The following is an 18,561-nucleotide window of genomic DNA, read 5'->3' as shown; positions in this document are numbered from 1 at the left end:
TCTAGGCCTGCTGCCCAGAGGAATCATTCGTCCTATCGTTTGCCCCTTCAAGGGCAAGCTGTTCCAAAGCAATCAGGAAGACACCTCTCCTAAAACGCACAGCGGCATTTCCATTAGCCCGCAATTCAACAATTTCACCTATATCAGTTACAGAAACAAGATCAGGTGGACGAAGTACAGGCATTGCATCTGCCGTCTTTAGATACCTCTGTGGTCCGACAAGAGTGACTTGATCTCCAATGTTGAATTCCATAAGGCCGCTGCAAGGAATACTTAATTACACCAGGATGGGTCAAGATGGAACTTTCCCTATTTGCGTCCCCTTGTCACCTTAACCAGTTCGGTAGCCGGGCTAATGATGATCCTTGTAGGGACTCTCATGCCTTCAGGGTTATTAATACCAGGCGAAGACTTCTCAACGAAAGTCCTGAGTCTTCCAAGCACTTGGCAAGTTCCTGCTTTGTTATTAACCGCATTAGTTTGTGGTCCCAATGCCGGAGTAATAGCTTCAGTGGCTTATATAACAATTGGCTTATTCCAATTACCAGTATTTCATGGAGGTGGAACGCTAGATTATTTATTTACCCCTGGCTTTGGATTCTTAGTTGGTTTCATTCCAGCCGCTTGGTTAACAGGTCGGCTAGCCAACCAGGCTGGGATGAACAATTTACCTCGCCTGACCCTTTCGGCGGTTGCTGGCCTGATGGCCCTTCAAGCTTGTGGAGTCTTGAATTTAATATTTGGCTCTTTAATGATTAGATGGTCTAACCCTCTCCCCGAATTACTTTTCACCTACACCCTTGCACCTCTGCCGGCCCAACTAAGCCTTTGTGCATGTGTTGGCCTAATCGCAATACCTCTAAGAAAGCTTCTATTAATCAAATGAACAAAAAATTCCTTAAGCGTGAGCAATTACTTTTAATTAGCTTTCTTATAATCTTGCTTGATCAGTTAAGCAAAGAGTGGGCCACCCAAGCCCTTTCTCCTGGAATTACAAAGCCTCTTTTGCCATGGCTATTACAACTACAAATAGTAAGAAATACAGGTGCAGCCTTTAGTCTTTTTTCTAATTCAACCTTTTTTCTTGGCTTACTAAGCCTTTTAGTCGGCATAGGTTTAATCGTCTGGATATGGAATCATGCTCCAGTTAATACCTGGCAAGGACTGTCCTTAGCCTTTCTTTTAGGCGGAACTATTGGTAATGGTTTCGACCGTTGGAGGCTTGGGCATGTAATCGACTTTATTGAACTAAGGCCAATAGAGTTCCCAATATTCAATGTGGCCGACATAGCAATCAATATTGCCCTATTGTGCTTCGCAGTTGACGTAATAAAACGCAGAAACAAAGGGCAAGTCCATTGAAAAAGCTCCAAGGCATCATCTCATGTTTGTGACATGCTCTAAACCCAACAAAGAAAGAATGTCTCCAATAAAATGATGCAACGCAAAGGTCTACTAGTTTGGATGCTTATAGCCTTCACGGCTATTATAGTTCTATCAACATTACTCCAAGTTTTCCGGAGCATACTTTGGGACCTTAGTTATCTATTACCTGGTTGGATAATAGGCCCATTACTATTACTATTAGCAGCAATTATTGTAATTTCTATTTTACAATATGGATCACCACTTTGGGAATCCATACAAAAAAAAAGTAAGCAATTAAGGCAAACTGATCAACAGCCGAAATTCTCACCTCGAACCAGACAACAGGCAGCGAGACAGAGTTTAATTGGAATCGATAAATTACTCGAGAAGCTGCAAGATGATATCGCGAGGGAGAGTCTTCAACAGGAGCGAGAGCGTGTTGGAAAAGAGCTTGATCGAGGTGATTTAGTTGTTGTTGTATTTGGCACTGGCTCTAGTGGGAAAACATCTCTTATTCGAGCATTACTAAATGAAATCGTTGGCGAGGTAGGTGCCGCGATGGGATCAACCACCGAAAGTGCAACATACAGACTTAGATTAAAGGGTTTTACTAGAGGTCTTCAACTGATCGACACCCCAGGAATACTTGAGTCAGGTAAAGATGGCAAAAGCCGAGAAAAAGAAGCAAAGAAAAAAGCTGCTCAAGCAGACCTAATGATAGTTGTGGTAGATGGTGACATAAGGTCCTCTGAACTGGAAGCAATAAACAGCCTTACAACCATGGGCAAGCGTCTACTGCTTGTTCTAAATAAATGTGATTTACGAGGCGAAGAAGAAGAGCGGCGTCTAATTAAACTACTTAGAGGTCACAGCAAAAAACTACTCGATCCAGAAGATGTTATTCCTTGCAGTGCTGCACCACAATCGATACCTCGTCCAGGTGAAAAGCCTTTACAGCCCATCCCAGAGATCAGATCACTTTTACAACGTCTTGCCAAGGTTCTCCATGAAGATGGAGAAGAGTTATTAGCCGACAACCTACTTTTGCAATGTAAAACCCTTGGAGAAGCTGGCCGACGATTACTGGACAAACAAAGACAAAAAACTGCCAAAAGGGCGATCGATCGTTATAGCTGGATTAGCGGAGGGATTGTCACTGCAACACCATTGCCAGGAGTTGACCTACTAGGTGCAGCAGCAGTCAATGCTCAAATGGTGATGGAAATAGCTGCTATATATGGAATTAATTTAACCCGAAGCAGAGCTCAAGAGCTTGCTATATCAGTCGGCAGAACCCTTGCAACCCTTGGAGTTGTAAAAGGAGGAGTCTCTATTATTGGCGCATCCTTAAGTTTAAATCTTCCAAGCTTGTTGTTAGGAAGAGCTATTCAGGGGATTGTGGCTGCTTGGCTTACTCGAGTTGCAGGTGCAAGCTTCATCACTTATTTCCAACAAGATCAAGATTGGGGGGATGGAGGCATTCAAGAAGTTGTTCAACATCACTATGACTTAAATCGTCGTGGTTCATCTTTAGAAAACTTTATTGCGACAGCCTTAAGGGAGGTTGTTGATCCCCTTCAACAGAAAAGTCTGAGACAGCTACCTCCTCGCCCAAGGCCTCGGGAGGAGGAGGTAACATTTGACCTCGAGAATCAAGAAAGGTAATTAATAGCAAATAAACAACAGCTATTGCAATTGAAAAAGCCCCAGTAACAATTGCAACGAGTCGTCCACGCGATGGCATTGTATTCATATACTAAACCCGCTAAGAGATTTATTTATTGTTTTAGCCAACTCATCCAAATGAGTGATCTGTGTATGAGGATTACCAAGCACTGCCTTTAAATAATGACGATTTCTATAGACCGGTCTAGAAAGCATTAGATCGTTATCTAACAAAGTTTGTCTAGTAGAAAACGACCATTGTGAAGATTGATGCTCATCAAAGTTACTTGGGCTGAATGCAACTAAATGTAAGGGCCCACTAACCAAATTAAAACAAGATAAATCTATTCTCTCCTCTAAGTAAACGCGACGATCGATAGCACCTTCAAGCAATTGTTTTATACCATCCTCTCCAAGTTGTTTAAGTCCTATCCAAAGTTTTAAAATTTCTGCTGACCTACTACCCTGCAATCCCATTTCACCACCATGTGCATCCCCCCAAGCAGGCTCTATATAAGGAAGACCAGTTGCAAAAGTAGTGCAAAGGTTTTCCTTCTGGGCAACCAATAATAGTGAAGAAGTTTTTGTAATACCTAACACTTTTTGCGGGTTCAAAGTCACCGAATCAGCCAATCCGATTCCATGAACCAAAGATTTTGTTGAAGATGAAAGTGCAAAAGCACCACCTATAGCTCCATCAATGTGAAGCCAAATATTTTCTCTGAAAGCAATGGCAGCTATTTGCTCAAGAGGATCAATTGCCCCACGGACAGTGGTTCCAGCTGTGGCAACAATGGCAAAACAATTTCTACCTTGTTTTTTCAGTAAAGCAATATGCGTCTCCAGAGCCTCAATGGACATTTTCCCATCAGCATTAGTCGAAACAAGCTCTAGAGATTCAACACCTAGGCCCATAACACGAATCGCTTTAGCTAATGAGACATGAGCATCCTGACTCGCAAGAACAACAGCATTTGAATCTGTTCCTAAGTTCGCAGCATTGCGAGCCAAAACCAGGGCCATCAAGTTACTTAAAGTGCCACCACTTGCAGCCACGCCACCAGCTGATGGGGGTAAACCAAGCTGATCAGCAAACCAACGGCAAACCTCTCTTTCTAATTTGGTTAAGCCTGGAGACAACTCTTCCGCCAAAAGGTTGTTATTAAGGCCAGCACAAATCAAGTCAGCAACTATTGATGCAGTTAAAGGAGGAGGGTCTAAATGGGCTATTGCCCCTGGATGGGAAGGTTGATATGCCCCATCCATTATCTGCTGAAAATCATCCAGCAAAAGATCCCATGAAAGGCCAGACTTTTTCGGAGCTACGTCTGGCAGGTCACTAAGTGCTGGTAGAGGTCCCCGCCTAGTAGCTTCTCCCAGCCAAGTACATAGCTTCGAACTTGCATCCTCCAAAAATCTCTGTAATTCAGGATCAAATTTCTCTGGAGATGCGAAGTAAGCCAATGTATTAGCTGGCTTGATTTGGGGAGTGCCAGCCAAGATAAAAAACAAATCAAGTTTTATTCTCCCTCTTAATGGCCTTCTCCGTTAAGGCATGCCACCCAAAGAAAGCATTGGCGCATCCCATTGAACTAAGTACCAAGCATCGTCAGCACTGGATGGCTGTACTACTTAAGAGAGCTCACCAATTAGGGGTAACAGGGGAAATCCCTGTTACCGCCGTGATTCTCGATCATTATGGACGCTGTATTGGGCATGGAAGTAACAATAGAGAGCTAACACAAAACCCTCTTGGTCACGCTGAGTTGATAGCTCTTCGTCAAGCCTCATGGATCAGAGAGGATTGGAGATTTAACGATTGCACTCTCATCGTCACACTGGAACCCTGCCCAATGTGTGCAGGTGCTTTAGTTCAAGCGAGAATGGGGCAAGTGATCTTTGGAACATCTGACCCGAAAAGAGGCGGCCTAGGAAGCACAATTGATCTGGCTAAACACAAAAGTGCTCACCATCACATGGTCGTAATTGGTGGCGTAATGGAAGATCAAGCAAAGACTCAATTACAAAGTTGGTTCAAGCGGCAAAGGAAACACCCTCGCGAAAATTAGGCAACTCTGACTCAAATACCTTAAGCACTCGTTCGACATTTTCTGAACGTGAGTTGTATCCCATAAGTCCAATTCTCCATACCTTCCCTGCTAATTCACCTAAACCACCTCCAATTTCAATTCCATATTTGTTTAAAAGGTGAAGGGCAAATGCCTTCCCATCTATACCATTAGGAATTCGTACCGTTGTCAATGTTGGCAATCTCAGCTCTTCAGGAACATGTAGTTCAAGTCCTAAATCCTCTAGACCCTCCCATAGTTGCTGAGCATTATCGTTATGTCGTTTCCAAGAATTTTCCAAGCCCTCTTCGGCTAAAAGTCGAAGTGCTTCTCTAATTCCAAAGTTCATATTCACTGGGGCGGTGTGATGATAGACACGATCACTTCCCCAATATTTGTTTAAAAGAGAAACATCTAAATACCAATTTGGAACCTTCCCCTTGCGCCTTTGTAGTTTCTCCTCAGCCCTTGAACTCATTGTAAAAGGACCTAATCCTGGGGGACAACTCAAACCCTTCTGACTGCAGCTATATGCAAGGTCAATCTTCCACTCGTCTAAGAAAAGAGGAACTCCTCCCAGGGAGGTAACAGTGTCCAAAAGCAACAAGCAATCGTACTTTCTACAAAGATCTCCAATCCCTTCCATTGGCTGGCATACACCTGTTGAGGTCTCCGCATGAACCATTGCCAAGATGGCAGGCCTATGATCTTTAAGGCCTTTTTCTAATTCCTCTAGAGAAAAGGCCTCACCCCAACACTTCTGAAGAACTTGAACATTAGCCCTATATCTCTCTGCCATATCAACCAATCGATGACCGAAATAGCCCTTAATTGCTACTAAGACAGTATCTCCTGGTTCGACTGTATTAGCGAGGGTAGCCTCCATTGCCGAGCTCCCTGTACCACTCATGGGGAGAGTGAGTCGGTTGTCGGTCTGCCACGCATAACGCAACAATCCCTGCACCTCACCCATTAATGAAATGTAAAACGGATCAAGGTGTCCAATAGGCGGCAAAGCCATCGCCTTCAGCACATCGGGATGAGCATTAGAAGGACCAGGCCCTAACAGAAGACGGTCTGGAGATTTAATTGGTGCAAAAACCTTGTGATGGCTTTGATCAACAGGGGGGATGAATTTGGTCGTCGCCAAGGCCCTGAGCAAGTTAATTGGCAATGAGCCTAGACAGGCGTGGATTCACAAAGGCAATTTCGTTGAAGGATTGCAATGGGAATAAAAAAAATTGTTTTAAAAGGCAATCAAAACAGCCAATCCTCATATCAACCATTGTTGATCAGTTAGCCCCGAAAACCCTTCCAATAACAGGTAAACGGCGCCCAGGCGTACGGTAGAGCTAAGCAAAGGTTCATAAAAAAACTTTAAGACTCAGAAAGAAGTAGGAGTAGTCCTAAAAAAAGTACTCGTTGATACAAAGTCGCAAGCTACCGCTCTTTAGCGTCGGAATCTATTTCCAATTGCAGCTGTATTTTTCGTCATGGGCAAATCTCCTCAAGAAGTTCTCCGCCAGATCAAAGACGAGGGAATTGAGCTTATAGACCTGAAATTCACTGATTTACATGGAAAGTGGCAGCACCTGACAGTCACCTCAGACATGGTTGAGGAAGAATCATTCAAAACTGGACTTGCTTTTGATGGCTCATCCATTCGTGGATGGAAGGCTATAAACGAGTCAGATATGGCAATGGTCCCCGATTCAAACACTGCCTGGATAGATCCTTTTTACAGACATAAAACCCTAAGCCTGATTTGTTCTATACAAGAACCTCGAAGTGGAGAGCCTTATTCAAGATGTCCAAGGGCCTTAGCTCAAAAAGCCCTTGCTTATCTCACAAGCACCGGGCTTGCAGATACGGCCTTCTTTGGAGCAGAGCCTGAGTTCTTTATTTTTGATGATGTGCGATACAACTCCAGCGAAGGAGGTTGCTTTTACAGTGTTGACACAATTGAAGCACCATGGAATACAGGCCGAGTAGAAGAAGGTGGAAATCTTGCTTACAAAATCCAGACAAAGGAAGGATATTTCCCAGTTGCCCCAAATGATACTGCACAAGATATTAGATCAGAGATGTTGCTTCTAATGGGGCAACTGGGAATCCCAATTGAAAAACATCACCACGAAGTTGCAGGCGCAGGACAACATGAACTAGGGATGAAGTTCGCTGAGCTAATTAATGCAGCAGATAATGTAATGACCTACAAGTATGTAGTGAGAAATGTCGCAAGGAAATATGGAAAAACTGCTACTTTCATGCCTAAACCAGTCTTCAATGACAATGGCACCGGCATGCATGTTCACCAAAGTCTATGGAAAAGTGGTCAACCTCTTTTCTTTGGTGAAGGTACTTATGCGAACCTTTCACAAACTGCGAGATGGTACATAGGGGGGATTCTTAAACATGCTCCTTCATTCCTTGCCTTTACTAACCCAACTACCAATAGCTACAAGAGACTAGTCCCAGGCTTTGAAGCACCCGTAAACCTTGTCTATTCACAAGGGAACAGATCTGCAGCTGTTCGAATTCCACTTACCGGACCAAGCCCTAAAGCCAAAAGATTTGAGTTCAGGCCAGGAGATGCAATGGCCAATCCCTACATCGCCTTTAGCGCAATGATGATGGCAGGAATTGATGGAATTAAAAATCAGATTGATCCTGGTGATGGTGTAGATGTTGATTTATTTGAGCTACCAGCAAATGAACTTGCAAATATTGACACCGTACCGTCCTCATTAAATGATGCTCTAAATGCATTAAAAAAAGACAATAAATACTTAACTGAAGGCGGCGTATTTAGCGAGGACTTTATAAATAATTGGATAGACATCAAGTACGAAGAGGTTCAGCAATTAAGGCAAAGACCTCACCCTCACGAGTTTGTAATGTATTACGATGCCTAGAAAATTTTCGTTAATTCACCTTGCCACTGAATAAACAAAAACGCTCGTCTTTATAAGACGAGCGTTTTTGTTTATTCAGTAAATTAATATTTTGAGGGGCTAATTTTCAAAGGCAACCTAAAAACAACAGAGGTTTAATTAAACAAGATGTATAAGTGTTAATCATTTAAAAAGAAAAGAAACTGCGCCAAAAGCTAATTTTTAGATCAATCCTCCAACGTTTTGAAATATCACCATGTAAATTGTACCGCTAACATTCTCCAGAAATTGACTTAATTCTGGATTCATCCAGAATTATTCGCCTTTCATTCGCAGAAATGGTACCAACCCCAATTAGGCAAATTGCAACGCCTAACAACCTAACCAAGCTTGCCTATCAAACCCTTCAACAAGGTAAAAGCCTTGCAGGCCTGGCTCACAAGGAGCTGAGTACAAAGCTTATGGAAGTAATGGCTCCAGGAGCTATTCCGAAAACAAAGCCAATCACGAAAGAACTTTTAATAGAGCTAAGACGCTCTATGGCAGAACTAGAAAAACGAGATTGGTTGGAAGCAGAAGAAGGGATCTATCCCAAATCACTACTATTTGATGCTCCCTGGCTTGATTGGGCAAAAACCTATCCACTTGTATGGCTTGACCTTCCATCAACATGGAAACGAAGAAAAGCAAGAAAAGTAAGAGAAATCCCAATACAAATCGAAGCAGAGATGTATCCAAATTACTACTTGCAAAATTTCCACCACCAAACAGATGGATACTTAAGTGATCACTCAGCAGAGTTATATGACATACAAGTCGAAATTCTTTTCAATGGAACTGCTGACTCAATGCGCAGAAGAGTTTTGGCTCCTCTAAAACGAGGACTTAACCGTTTCAGTAAAAGATCCCAAGGTAGTTTAAGAGTCTTAGATGTAGCAACAGGAACAGGAAGAACACTCAATCAAATCCGCGGAGCACTTCCTAAAATAGAGATTTTAGGTATTGACCTTTCCTTGTCATATCTTCGACAAGCAAGTAAGTACCTTAACCAAAACAACTCAGGATTAGCACAATTAATAAGAGGGAATGCCGAAGATCTCCCCTTCTCCAGCCATAGCATGCAAGGTGTTACTTGTGTATTTTTACTTCACGAGTTACCTAGAGAAGCTAGATACAATGTTTTAAAAGAATGCTGGCGAGTACTAGAACCAGGAGGTGTATTGGTTATTGCTGATTCGATCCAACCTGCAGACTCACCACAATTCAGTCTGGTAATGGAGAACTTTCAAAGAGTCTTTCATGAGCCTTACTATAAGGACTACATAAATGACAACATAGAGGATCACCTAAATGAGATAGGTTTCAATGGGGTAACAGCTGAATCCCATTTCATGACAAGAGTATGGAATGCAACAAAGCCTACAAAATGAAGGGATCTTAAAAGATCGAAGAATGAACTACTTTCCAACCCATTTAAATTGAAAAGATAATGCAAAAACCTCAGGACAAACTACCAAAAGAAATAAGAGAACTTGCAACAGATTTGCACAACAAGCTTGTTTTAAATGATCGTAGTTGGCATAAATTTAAATCGGATAAGAATCGGCGTGCCGCCGAGCTTTTATCTGGAGCATTAGTACAACTACTTCACGGTGGAAGTCATAAAGACGTAGAGGAATTTGCTTCACAAGCTATCCGTTGGCTTAAAGGGGAAGTTAAAGACCCTGGTTGTCCAAAGAGTTAATAGTCTTTTGGCGACGGCATGCAAGTTGAAGCCTATTTCCCTTACGACTCCATCTCACATCATCAAAACACCGGTAAATCAAAAATAAGCCTCGGCCACTTATTGAATCCAGATCTGCTGGTAAAGAATCAACCCTGGCAAAATCAGGTATACCAGCCCCTTCATCCTGTATCTGCCAAATAAGCCATTTAGGGGTAAGGATTCTGCGGATCCTGAGATTCTTCTCTGGATTACCAGAATTCCCATGTTGTACTGCATTTACCAAAGCCTCATGAAGCCCTAAATGCAGGCGAGTCATCGTCATCTCACAATCAACTGGCTCAAGCAAAAGTTCAAGTAATGGTGACAGTTGCAATGTTGAAGGAGATTTGAAATCCCTCCAGCTGAACCCATCTCCTTTAAAGAAAGATCTCAAAAGGAATTTTTTCCTAACGGCTTTGAATGAGCTAAAAGGAATAAGAGCCTTGGACACGCTTTTTGAACATAACTGCTAGAGAGTATTTTCAAAAGTGTTTTAGCCAAACAAAACAAGACCAATCACCTGCTAGTCAAGGAAGGGTGACTAAGGATTGCATCCATGAGGCGAACCCCCCTTAGCTGATTAACAAGGGGCATATGGCCTTCGGGCGCGCTGAGAGACCACGTAAAAGCTCCTGGATATCTTGTCCAAACACCATCTTTTTTCCATCCTATTCGTGGCCACAGACGGTCATAACGTCCATCCAAAGCTTTTAAAAGCCTTGACTGAACAGAAAAACCAAATCTTCCTTGCGAGTAAGCAACCCAAAGGCGATCCAATGTCACAAGGTCAACCCCAGAAATGCTTTCAACTTCGCTGAAATATACATATCCTCTCTTCTCCGCCGAAACCCCAGCTAATTTCCTAAGAATTGCACTGGTATAACGATCAGCCTCTTCAAAACGTTCTGATAAAAGATCATCCTGAAGAGGGCCAAAATCAATTCCCTGAGAGGTATGCGCTACGAACCAACCACTTGGTTGAGAAGTAAGTATGGTCTCCAATACATCAGGTTTATGCCTCTTTAGTATCTGCAGTATCCACCCTGCCCCCCAGTCATCTCCTTCTCGATCAAAGTTTTCCAATGAAGCTTTGCCCAAGGCAGCAATGTCTTCCACTCTTTGTTCAAATGTCTCAACAAGTCCCCTTCGTTGACGGGGTGAACCTTTTGAAAAGCGTTCAAGAAGCTCTTCAATACTGGGGTTGTTAGCGGTGGATGAATCAGAAGGCATAAATCGCAGCAGACCTCAACTAGAAAGGCCTTGGCCCACTATGTCAGGCATGGGCATCAGACCTCATTATCCGATGAAGAAGTTCCGGGATTTGGCTGGTCCATTGATAGACCTTCGAAGCCCTAGTGAATTTACAAAAGGACATTGGCCAAGCGCAAAAAATGTCCCCCTTTTCAGCGATGAACAACGTTCCCATATTGGAACCACCTACAAAAAGCTAGGGCGGAGTAAAGCGATAGTTATTGGCCTCAAATACGCTGGGCCAAGATTGTTAGTAATTGCTGAGACACTTAAAGGTTTATTGAAAGAATACAAGGAAAATTATTTATCACATAAAAACAAGCCAATAAATCTCAAGGTCTATTGTTGGCGAGGTGGAATGCGATCGGCAAGCATTGCCTGGCTAGCAGAATTATTGGAACTAAATCCTGCTGTACTTGAAGGTGGTTACAAGACATACCGCAAATGGGTTCTTGACCAATTTGAACAAAATTGGCCTCTTCATCTGTTGGGAGGAAGGACAGGTACAGGCAAAACTGATTTGCTATTAGTCCTTGAGAAACAGGGTTTCTCCTTTCTTGATTTAGAAGGTTTAGCTAACCACAAAGGGAGTAGTTTTGGGGGTTTAGGCTTACCTAGCCAACCCAGTACAGAACATTATGAAAACCTAATTTCAGAAAAGCTTGAATCTTTCAATAGAAATTCCTCAAAGCAAATTTGGGTAGAAGCGGAAAGTGCCCACTTAGGCCATTGCAGAGTTCCTCAATCTCTTTTCAAACAAATGAAGGAAGCTCCAGTACTTGAAATATGCCGAACAAACGCAGAAAGGGTCGAGCATCTTGTTCGAGGGTATAGCCCCCACGGAAAAGAAGCACTTGCAGAAGCAACCAAACGAATAAGCCGGCGTCTTGGCCCGCAGCGGACAAAAGAAGCTCTTGAAGCAATTTCCAAAGAGGAATGGAGCAGTGCATGCGAAGCCCTGCTTGATTACTACGATCGTTGTTACGACTTTGGGCTCGACCAAGCAATCAATAGGCAAACCATCCATCTTTCTGGCTTAAATCCCGAAGATGCTGCCGCTAAGCTTATTAAGCTTGGCCTTGCTATTAAAAGCTTTCCCCAACAGTGAGGCAAAGAAGTCTTTTAAGATCTAATCTTTAACGCAGAGATCTATGTCCGAACCAAATCCCTCTGCGAAGATCCAATTCTTCAAAGGTGTTGATGAACCTGTGGTACCTGAGATTCGTCTAACAAGAAGTAGAGACGGAAGAACAGGGCAAGCTTTCTTCGTTTTTGAAGGTCCTGAAGCGCTATCCCCAGAGCGTATGGGAGAAATTACTGGAATGTTTTTAATTGATGAAGAAGGCGAACTCGCAACCCGAGAAGTTAAGGCCCGCTTTGTTAATGGAAGCCCAAGTGCTCTTGAAGCTACCTACGTCTGGAAATCCCAGGTTGACTTTGAGCGTTTTATGAGATTTGCAAATCGTTATGCCGAAAGTCACGGACTGGGTTACTCCGACACTTCCGGAGAAGAAAAGAAATGAAAAATTTCCACTAGTGAGATTTTCCCAATGGCTAGCACTTATAGCTTTACTAGCCTCAGGCTTACTTCTCTGGGAACTTAGAGAAGTACTAATTCACCTTTTTGCTGGTGTAGTGCTTTCCATGGGGTTATGTACTCTCACTGGACGAATAAGGGCTAAATGGTCAATACCCAGACCATTTGCTCTAACAATATCTATAGGGGGCTTGTTAATAATAATTAGCCTTGGGCTTGCTGTAGTAATGCCTCCATTTTTAGAGGAGTTTCAGCAATTACTACTTCAATTACCTACAGCTGCGAAGGAACTTTGGATCCTAGCAATAGGAGCAATAGATCAAATTTCTGAAATTGTTTATGGTGAAGGTTATAAACAAAGTAACTGGAGTGAATCAATCTTTGAGAATGTTCTAACTGCTTTGCCAAATGGTCCCTCTATCGCTTCTGGAATAACAGATGGTATTAAAAAGATTTTAGGTTTAGCAGGCAATCTAGGCAGTGGTTTAGTTCAACTTTTCTTTGTTCTAGCAGTAGGCCTAATGGTTTCAATTCAACCAAATCAATATCGAGAAGTCGCAATACTATTAGTCCCATCTTTCTACAGACGAAGAGCTAGAGCAATACTACTGCTTTGCGGTGAAGCCTTAAGTGATTGGATGACAGGGGTGTTACTTAGCTCTTTATGTGTAGCACTTCTTGCAGGAATAGGATTATACCTTTTAGGAATAAAGCTTGTTTTTGCAAATGCACTTCTTGCTGGGATTTTAAATATAATTCCAAATTTCGGACCAGTTCTAAGCACTATTCTTCCAATGTCAGTTGCTTTACTTGATACACCATGGAAAGCATTAGCAGTTCTTGGCTTATATGTATTTGTTCAAAACCTTGAGAGTTATGTAATAACCCCTTCTGTAATGCATCATCAACTTAAATTGCTCCCAGGATTAACTCTGACTGCTCAGTTTGTATTTACAATCATTTTTGGCCCTCTAGGCCTACTATTAGCCCTGCCATTAGCCGTTGTTTTTCAAGTCCTAATAAGAGAAGTTATTATCCACGACCTGCTTGACCCATGGAAGAAAAAGCGTCTAGCCTAATGAATGCTAGAACACTTCTGATTGCAACAACATTAGTTGTAATTACGTTACTAACATGGCAACTAAGATGGGTACTTTTAATCATTTTTGGAGCAATAGTCCTCGCAGTCGCTTTAGATGTCCCAATCAAAAAGCTGAACAATCTTTTTCATTGGCCTCGAGCTATATCCTTACTAATAGTTCTACTTTTTATAACACTTGGAGGTTCTATTGTATTCATTTTATTAGTTCCAGAATTGTTAGCACAAGTAAATGCATTTAGTGATCTTTTCCCAACCCTTTTATCGAAACTGTCTTCCATAGTTTCAGACAATCCAAGATTAGTTATTTTAAAAGACTCAGCACCTCAGTTATTCGAATGGCAGGGGATACAACCTGTTGGATTCAAAATCCTTGGCTTTGCGGGAGGAGCTGCAAATAGTCTTTTACAATTTTTTCTAATTAGTCTACTTGCAATTTTACTTGCACTAGACCCTAATTCTCACAGAAAAATATTAATAGCGGCGACTCCTAGACCGGCAAGGATTGAAATGATAGAGCTACTTAACAGCTGCAGGGAAAATCTAGGCGGGTGGTTGGCGGGAATGACTATTTCTGCTTGCAGCATATTTTTCCTTACCTGGGCTGCTCTAGCCCTACTAAATATGCCACTTGCACTACTTTGTGCTTTGGTTTGTGGGCTCCTAACTTTTATTCCAACAATTGGGCCAACTACCGCAACCCTTCTTCCACTAGGGATTGCATTACTTATATCACCATCACTAATGTTAAAAGTATTAATTACCAGACTAATCCTACAGAATTTAGAGGCATTTATAATTACGCCTATATTACTCAGGCGAACAGTAAGTCTATTACCAACAGTGGCTCTTACAGCTCAACTAAGCTTAGGTGTATTATTAGGATTACCTGGGGTAATTCTCGCACTTCCACTAACAGTAGTTCTTCAAGTTATATTCCAAAGAGTATTAGTCAAGCAAATAACAGATCGCTGGAACTGATCCCTAAATTATTTGTTTTAAGAGCCCTGAATTCATCGTTGCTTTCGAAAGCCTAAATAATGCGTCCACAAAGGACTTGTAATTAAGATGAATACAGCAAGAGGTCTATCTATAAAAACATTTAGAAGCGAAGTTATTGTAATTCCGCTGGCAATAATACGAACTTCATCTCGCAAGTCCAAAAAACATATCGCGATAAGAAAAGATGGAAACCAAGGGTATAAGGTCTTTGCCAATTTATAAAGCACAAAGCAAATTAAAAGAAAAATTTATCTACCTATAATAGAGAAGGTTACTTGCTTTGAAAATCTTTTTTAAGGCTAAGTAAAGAAGGCGCCAAAGCAATGCTAGACCAGCTACCTACCAATACGCCGGAAGCAAGCGCAATAGCGAACCAATAGAGCGTAGACCCGCCCCAAATAATTAGTGCAACAAGTGGAAGTAATGTTGTACCGCTTGTATAAAGTGTTCTTGTAAGCGTTGCTGAAACAGCCCTATCTATCTGGTCCACTATGGGCAAAGGAGAGTCTTCCCTACTTCTTTCTCTAATACGATCAAAAACCACCACAGTATCATTAACTGAATATCCGGCAATTGTTAAAAGCGCAACAGCAAACAAACTATTCACCTCTAAACTTATCAATAATCCTAACCAAGCAAAAATCCCACAAACAATAATCAGATCATGCGCCAAGGCGACTAAAGCAAGAAAAGCATATCTTCGGTCGTAACGAAAACTTATATATAAAGCAATCCCGGCAAATGCAACAATAAGACAGGTCAAACTGCTTTCCAGCAGTTTACCTCCGAGACTTGGGCCAATAGTATCAACTGAAGTTTTATCAACTTGAAAAGGTCCTGCCAAAGGAGCAATGCTCTCTACAACCTTTTGTCCTTGAGCAGCAGACAAAAAAGGTAATCTCAACGAAAGTGATTTTCCTCCATCTAGGAGTTGAGCTCTTGATCCAGAAAGATTTGGTGCCTTTATGCCATTTTCATCGGACAAAGAAATGTCCTCTAATACATCTAATAAATCTGTGGTATTAATCTGGTCACAATTATCCACACATACTCTATCTAACTGAATCTGAGTGCCGCCAGTAAAATCAAGACCAGGCCGTAACGGTGCTCCAATAGAAGGAGTTAAATAACAACGAATCAGACCGATCAAACTGAAGCAAATAGCTAAACCTGATATCCACCAAACCTTGCGTCTCTGGCGACAAAGTTGCAAGCGTAATGGACGGCGATAGCCTTGTGAGTTTGTTGAGGCGTCCATAGATGAATCAAGGGAATGCTGAAGGGAGCTGTTTTGCAGGCAAAAAGTTTGTAGCCTTCCTTAAAACTTGATACCCCATCAAAAATCTCAAAAGTGTTCTGGTACAACTTAAGGCTGTGAAAAGGCTTAAAAGGACGCCTATACCAAGCGTGGCAGCAAAACCCTTCACGAATCCAGTCCCTAAAAAGAACAGGGCCGAACAACTTATCAATGTTGTTAGATGACCATCAATAATTGAAGAAAAAGCCTGAAGAAACCCTTTTTCAATAGATCTTATTAGGGTATTTCCTCTACGTAGTTCATCTTTAACTCGTTCAAAAATTAAAACATTTGCGTCTACTGCCATACCAATACTTAAGATGAAACCTGCAATCCCTGGAAGCGTAAGAGTAACAGGAATTAATTTATAAAAAGCTAGATTAAATACTGCATAAAGGCTTAATGCAATAACAGCGACGAAGCCAGCTAAACGATATATCACAAGCATAAATACTGCTACCAAGGCTAAGCCTGACAAGGCTGCAATCAAGCTCCTTCGAATATTTTCAGCCCCAAGACCAGGGCCAATCGTTCTAACTTCCTGAATCCGCACTGGTAGGGGAAGTGATCCTCCACGCAATTGCACTTCAAGGACACGTGCTTCTTCAGCGGTGAAATTCCCGCTAATGGTCGCCGCACCTCCTGTGATCCCAGCAGCTTTGAACTGTTCACCAACAGTAGCCTCACTAATTGAGCGCCCATCAAGCACTATTCCTAATAACCTTCCTGTTCCTGCTATTTGCTGGGTAAGCTCAGCAAACTTTTCGCCTCCTTCACTGTTAAAAGAAAGAGTTACCTCCCAACTAGAAACATTTTGCTGTTGTTGTCTACCTGCACTTATCAGGTCCTTTCCAGTTAGAAAAGCAGGCTCAAAACAATTAGCAATTGCTTCATTAATACTATTTAGAGTTGACTCTAATAGGTCCTCAGAGCCATCCATCTGCACTTCGACTCCTAACAATCTCTGCTGTGAAATAAATTGCTCATTAGTCAATATTTGCTTAATAGACTTTTCCCTCTCATCTAGATCTCTTGTCCGATCAGCTTTAAGGCTAATAATTTTTCTAATATTGGCTCGAAAAACTTGCAAGCCTCGAATTTCTTCGGTCTTTCCTACTTTCTGAGGCCTAAATTCTAACAACGCTGTCTCTCCCAATATTTTTTCAGCTCTAGTAGGGTCTTGCTCCCCTGGCAGTTGAAGAATTAATTGATTATCACCAATAGTTTGCAGAGTTGATTCAGCTACACCTAACCCGTTCACTCTTCGATCTAAGACTAATTTGACAGCCTCAAGTTGTTCTGAAGTAACACTAAGTATCTCTTCAGTAGGTTGAACTTCTAAGGTAAGTTGACTACCCCCTTTAAGGTCTAGCCCCAACTGGAATGGATACCTAAAACAAACAGCTCCTGCAAATAATGCAAGGAAAAGGATAATGGCAAACCATCCTTGTTGGCGTGCCATAGTTTAGTTCCTCTTTGAAACAATCTTTTTAGCCGCATCAACTATTTGATGCGGCTGAATAATTGTCAAGTTCTCTAGCTTGCCGTTGTATGGAGTCGGGATATCTTGACTAGAAAGTCTTATAGGTTGAGCGTCTAGATCATCAAAACACTCCTCTGTAATAAGAGACATCAACTCTGCAGCAATTCCACCTGTCTTCATGCACTCCTCAACAATAATGACCCTATGTGTTTTACGAATTGACTTAGCAATTGTATTCATATCAAAAGGCTTAAGGCTGATTAAATCTATCAATTCCACATCAATTCCATCCGCTTCTAATTGTTCAACAGCTTTAATACAATGATGCCTCATTCTAGAGTAAGTAAGAATAGTTATATCCTTACCCTCTTTAATTAAATCAGCTTGATCTAAAGCGCAAGTAAAATCCCCCTGAGGTATTTCCTCACTTAAGTTGTAGAGCAATACATGTTCAAAGAAAAGCACAGGGTTGTTATCTCGTATTGCTGCCTTCATTAAGCCTTTGGCATTTGTGGGTGTACTGCAAGCAACGATTTTGATCCCTGGCACAGCATGGAAATAGGCCTCCAACCTCTGACTATGCTCAGCGCCCAACTGACGCCCAACGCCTCCAGGCCCTCTTACTACTGTTGGAATAGTGAAGTTACCACCGCTGGTATACCTCAACATTCCCATATTGTTTGAAATCTGATTAAAGGCAAGCAATAGGAAGCCCATATTCATGCCTTCAACTATCGGGCGTAGGCCTGTCATGGCAGCCCCAACAGCCATGCCTGTAAAGCTGTTCTCTGCGATAGGAGTATCAAGGACTCTTAATTCACCGTATTTTTCGTAGAGGTCCTTTGTCACCTTGTAGGAGCCGCCATACTGGCCAACGTCCTCTCCCATGACACAAACATTGGGATCTCTGGCCATCTCTTCATCGATGGCGTCTCGAAGAGCATTGAAAAGAAGCGTTCCTGCCACGACGTCGCTGCGTACCCGGTCTAGCCGGCTTTAACAAGCCAAACTATCTCAATCCGTGCAGCCTTAGCATCAGCCCCCTGCAGCAAAGGTTGACAACAAGAGAACAGAAAGCAGCATCCCAGGGCTCAAAAGTAGTATTAACAGCCCAAGATCATGAAGGGTCAT

General features: G+C 42.1%; 19 protein-coding genes. 11 read left to right on the top strand and 8 right to left on the bottom strand.

The features are described from left to right. Position 1: 1 nt before the first annotated feature. Positions 2-253 (bottom strand): NAD(P)H dehydrogenase assembly family protein, encoded by a 252-nt coding sequence (locus SOI83_RS00585; RefSeq protein ID WP_320676645.1) that lies wholly within the window; start codon positions 251-253, stop codon positions 2-4. Positions 254-313: 60 nt separating this feature from the next. Here SOI83_RS00585 and SOI83_RS00580 point away from each other — a divergent pair, with 60 nt between their 5' ends. From SOI83_RS00580 to SOI83_RS00570, 3 genes are all read left to right on the top strand, one after another. After that, positions 314-886, top strand: a complete 573-nt coding sequence (locus tag SOI83_RS00580; RefSeq protein ID WP_320676644.1) for a biotin transporter BioY — start codon at positions 314-316, stop codon at positions 884-886. Continuing rightward, the gene (gene lspA, locus SOI83_RS00575; protein WP_320676643.1) at positions 883-1,362 is read left to right on the top strand and encodes a signal peptidase II; all 480 of its coding nucleotides are present in this window, start codon (positions 883-885) and stop codon (positions 1,360-1,362) included. The genes SOI83_RS00580 and lspA overlap by 4 nt, the downstream gene beginning before the upstream one ends. Positions 1,363-1,434: 72 nt before the next feature. Further along, positions 1,435-3,033 (top strand): GTP-binding protein, encoded by a 1,599-nt coding sequence (locus SOI83_RS00570; protein ID WP_320676642.1) that lies wholly within the window; start codon positions 1,435-1,437, stop codon positions 3,031-3,033. An 84-nt stretch (positions 3,034-3,117) separates the two neighbouring features. Here the strand turns inward: SOI83_RS00570 and SOI83_RS00565 are convergent, their stop codons facing one another. Next, positions 3,118-4,545 carry a pyridoxal phosphate-dependent decarboxylase family protein gene (locus SOI83_RS00565; RefSeq protein ID WP_320676641.1) on the bottom strand — a complete coding sequence of 476 codons (1,428 nt, stop codon included), beginning with the start codon at positions 4,543-4,545 and terminating at the stop codon, positions 3,118-3,120. Positions 4,546-4,568: 23 nt separating this feature from the next. Here SOI83_RS00565 and SOI83_RS00560 point away from each other — a divergent pair, with 23 nt between their 5' ends. Continuing rightward, the gene (locus SOI83_RS00560; protein ID WP_414153420.1) at positions 4,569-5,102 is read left to right on the top strand and encodes a nucleoside deaminase; all 534 of its coding nucleotides are present in this window, start codon (positions 4,569-4,571) and stop codon (positions 5,100-5,102) included. Here the strand turns inward: SOI83_RS00560 and SOI83_RS00555 are convergent. After that, positions 5,068-6,252, bottom strand: a complete 1,185-nt coding sequence (locus SOI83_RS00555; RefSeq protein WP_320676639.1) for an alanine--glyoxylate aminotransferase family protein — start codon at positions 6,250-6,252, stop codon at positions 5,068-5,070. The two genes, SOI83_RS00560 and SOI83_RS00555, sit on opposite strands and share 35 nt — an antisense overlap. Before the next feature lie 343 nt (positions 6,253-6,595). Between SOI83_RS00555 and glnA the strand changes: the two genes are divergently transcribed. The 3 genes from glnA (at position 6,596) to SOI83_RS00540 (ending at position 9,740) form a co-directional block, all read left to right on the top strand. Continuing rightward, a complete protein-coding gene (gene glnA, locus SOI83_RS00550) occupies positions 6,596-8,017 on the top strand; it encodes a type I glutamate--ammonia ligase (protein ID WP_320676637.1) in 1,422 nt (473 codons plus the stop codon). Positions 8,018-8,334: 317 nt separating this feature from the next. Continuing rightward, on the top strand, positions 8,335-9,426 hold the full coding sequence (locus SOI83_RS00545) for a class I SAM-dependent methyltransferase (RefSeq protein ID WP_320676636.1): 1,092 nt from the start codon (positions 8,335-8,337) through the stop codon (positions 9,424-9,426). A 59-nt stretch (positions 9,427-9,485) separates the two neighbouring features. Then, positions 9,486-9,740 (top strand): DUF6439 family protein, encoded by a 255-nt coding sequence (locus SOI83_RS00540; RefSeq protein ID WP_320676634.1) that lies wholly within the window; start codon positions 9,486-9,488, stop codon positions 9,738-9,740. On the opposite strand, the gene SOI83_RS00535 is transcribed toward SOI83_RS00540, so the two are convergent. Together SOI83_RS00535 and SOI83_RS00530 are read right to left on the bottom strand one after the other, a co-directional pair. Next, entirely contained in the window at positions 9,712-10,155 is a 444-nt protein-coding gene (locus SOI83_RS00535; RefSeq protein WP_320677772.1) for an ATP-binding protein, read from the bottom strand. The genes SOI83_RS00540 and SOI83_RS00535 overlap by 29 nt on opposite strands. 122 nt (positions 10,156-10,277) lie before the next feature. Next, positions 10,278-10,991, bottom strand: a complete 714-nt coding sequence (locus SOI83_RS00530; protein ID WP_320676632.1) for a GUN4 domain-containing protein — start codon at positions 10,989-10,991, stop codon at positions 10,278-10,280. 40 nt (positions 10,992-11,031) lie between these two features. Here SOI83_RS00530 and mnmH point away from each other — a divergent pair, with 40 nt between their 5' ends. Genes mnmH through SOI83_RS00510 form a run of 4 tightly spaced genes read left to right on the top strand, consistent with a single transcriptional unit; the run spans position 11,032 to position 14,629 of the window. Beyond that, positions 11,032-12,120, top strand: coding sequence for a tRNA 2-selenouridine(34) synthase MnmH (gene mnmH, locus SOI83_RS00525; RefSeq protein ID WP_320677771.1), 1,089 nt, complete (start codon positions 11,032-11,034; stop codon positions 12,118-12,120). Positions 12,121-12,163: 43 nt separating this feature from the next. After that, the gene (gene psb28 / locus SOI83_RS00520) at positions 12,164-12,535 is read left to right on the top strand and encodes a photosystem II reaction center protein Psb28 (RefSeq protein ID WP_320676630.1); all 372 of its coding nucleotides are present in this window, start codon (positions 12,164-12,166) and stop codon (positions 12,533-12,535) included. A gap of 13 nt (positions 12,536-12,548) precedes the next feature. Further along, entirely contained in the window at positions 12,549-13,628 is a 1,080-nt protein-coding gene (locus tag SOI83_RS00515; RefSeq protein WP_320677768.1) for an AI-2E family transporter, read from the top strand. Beyond that, positions 13,628-14,629: an AI-2E family transporter gene (locus SOI83_RS00510; protein ID WP_320676628.1), complete on the top strand. Its 1,002-nt coding sequence runs from the start codon at positions 13,628-13,630 to the stop codon at positions 14,627-14,629. Before SOI83_RS00515 ends, SOI83_RS00510 begins: the two co-directional genes overlap by 1 nt. Before the next feature lie 292 nt (positions 14,630-14,921). On the opposite strand, the gene secF is transcribed toward SOI83_RS00510, so the two are convergent. From secF to SOI83_RS00495, 3 genes are read right to left on the bottom strand one after another with little or no spacing between them, the layout of a single operon-like run. After that, complete coding sequence (gene secF / locus SOI83_RS00505; protein WP_320676626.1) at positions 14,922-15,908, bottom strand: protein translocase subunit SecF; 987 nt, start codon at positions 15,906-15,908, stop codon at positions 14,922-14,924. A 7-nt stretch (positions 15,909-15,915) separates the two neighbouring features. Next, positions 15,916-17,409: a protein translocase subunit SecD gene (gene secD / locus SOI83_RS00500; RefSeq protein WP_320676623.1), complete on the bottom strand. Its 1,494-nt coding sequence runs from the start codon at positions 17,407-17,409 to the stop codon at positions 15,916-15,918. Between the two features lie 3 nt (positions 17,410-17,412). Then, entirely contained in the window at positions 17,413-18,396 is a 984-nt protein-coding gene (locus tag SOI83_RS00495; protein ID WP_320676621.1) for a pyruvate dehydrogenase complex E1 component subunit beta, read from the bottom strand. Positions 18,397-18,561 lie beyond the last annotated feature (165 nt).

The organism is Prochlorococcus sp. MIT 1300 (assembly GCF_034092375.1).
Classification (GTDB): Bacteria; Cyanobacteriota; Cyanobacteriia; order PCC-6307; family Cyanobiaceae; genus MIT-1300.
This window is presented reverse-complemented; position numbering and strand designations above follow the sequence as displayed.

What these genes read in the sequence shown, in the direction of transcription:
- psb28 (WP_320676630.1), top strand. Translation starts at nt 12,164, where the DNA reads ATGTCCGAACCAAATCCCTCTGCGAAGATCCAATTCTTCAAAGGTGTT.
- secD (WP_320676623.1), bottom strand. Translation starts at nt 17,409, where the DNA reads ATGGCACGCCAACAAGGATGGTTTGCCATTATCCTTTTCCTTGCATTA.
- SOI83_RS00540 (WP_320676634.1), top strand. Translation starts at nt 9,486, where the DNA reads ATGCAAAAACCTCAGGACAAACTACCAAAAGAAATAAGAGAACTTGCA.
- SOI83_RS00545 (WP_320676636.1), top strand. Translation starts at nt 8,335, where the DNA reads ATGGTACCAACCCCAATTAGGCAAATTGCAACGCCTAACAACCTAACC.
- mnmH (WP_320677771.1), top strand. Translation starts at nt 11,032, where the DNA reads ATGTCAGGCATGGGCATCAGACCTCATTATCCGATGAAGAAGTTCCGG.
- glnA (WP_320676637.1), top strand. Translation starts at nt 6,596, where the DNA reads ATGGGCAAATCTCCTCAAGAAGTTCTCCGCCAGATCAAAGACGAGGGA.
- SOI83_RS00560 (WP_414153420.1), top strand. Translation starts at nt 4,569, where the DNA reads ATGGCCTTCTCCGTTAAGGCATGCCACCCAAAGAAAGCATTGGCGCAT.
- SOI83_RS00585 (WP_320676645.1), bottom strand. Translation starts at nt 253, where the DNA reads ATGGAATTCAACATTGGAGATCAAGTCACTCTTGTCGGACCACAGAGG.
- secF (WP_320676626.1), bottom strand. Translation starts at nt 15,908, where the DNA reads ATGGACGCCTCAACAAACTCACAAGGCTATCGCCGTCCATTACGCTTG.
- SOI83_RS00570 (WP_320676642.1), top strand. Translation starts at nt 1,435, where the DNA reads ATGATGCAACGCAAAGGTCTACTAGTTTGGATGCTTATAGCCTTCACG.
- SOI83_RS00510 (WP_320676628.1), top strand. Translation starts at nt 13,628, where the DNA reads ATGAATGCTAGAACACTTCTGATTGCAACAACATTAGTTGTAATTACG.
- SOI83_RS00530 (WP_320676632.1), bottom strand. Translation starts at nt 10,991, where the DNA reads ATGCCTTCTGATTCATCCACCGCTAACAACCCCAGTATTGAAGAGCTT.
- lspA (WP_320676643.1), top strand. Translation starts at nt 883, where the DNA reads ATGAACAAAAAATTCCTTAAGCGTGAGCAATTACTTTTAATTAGCTTT.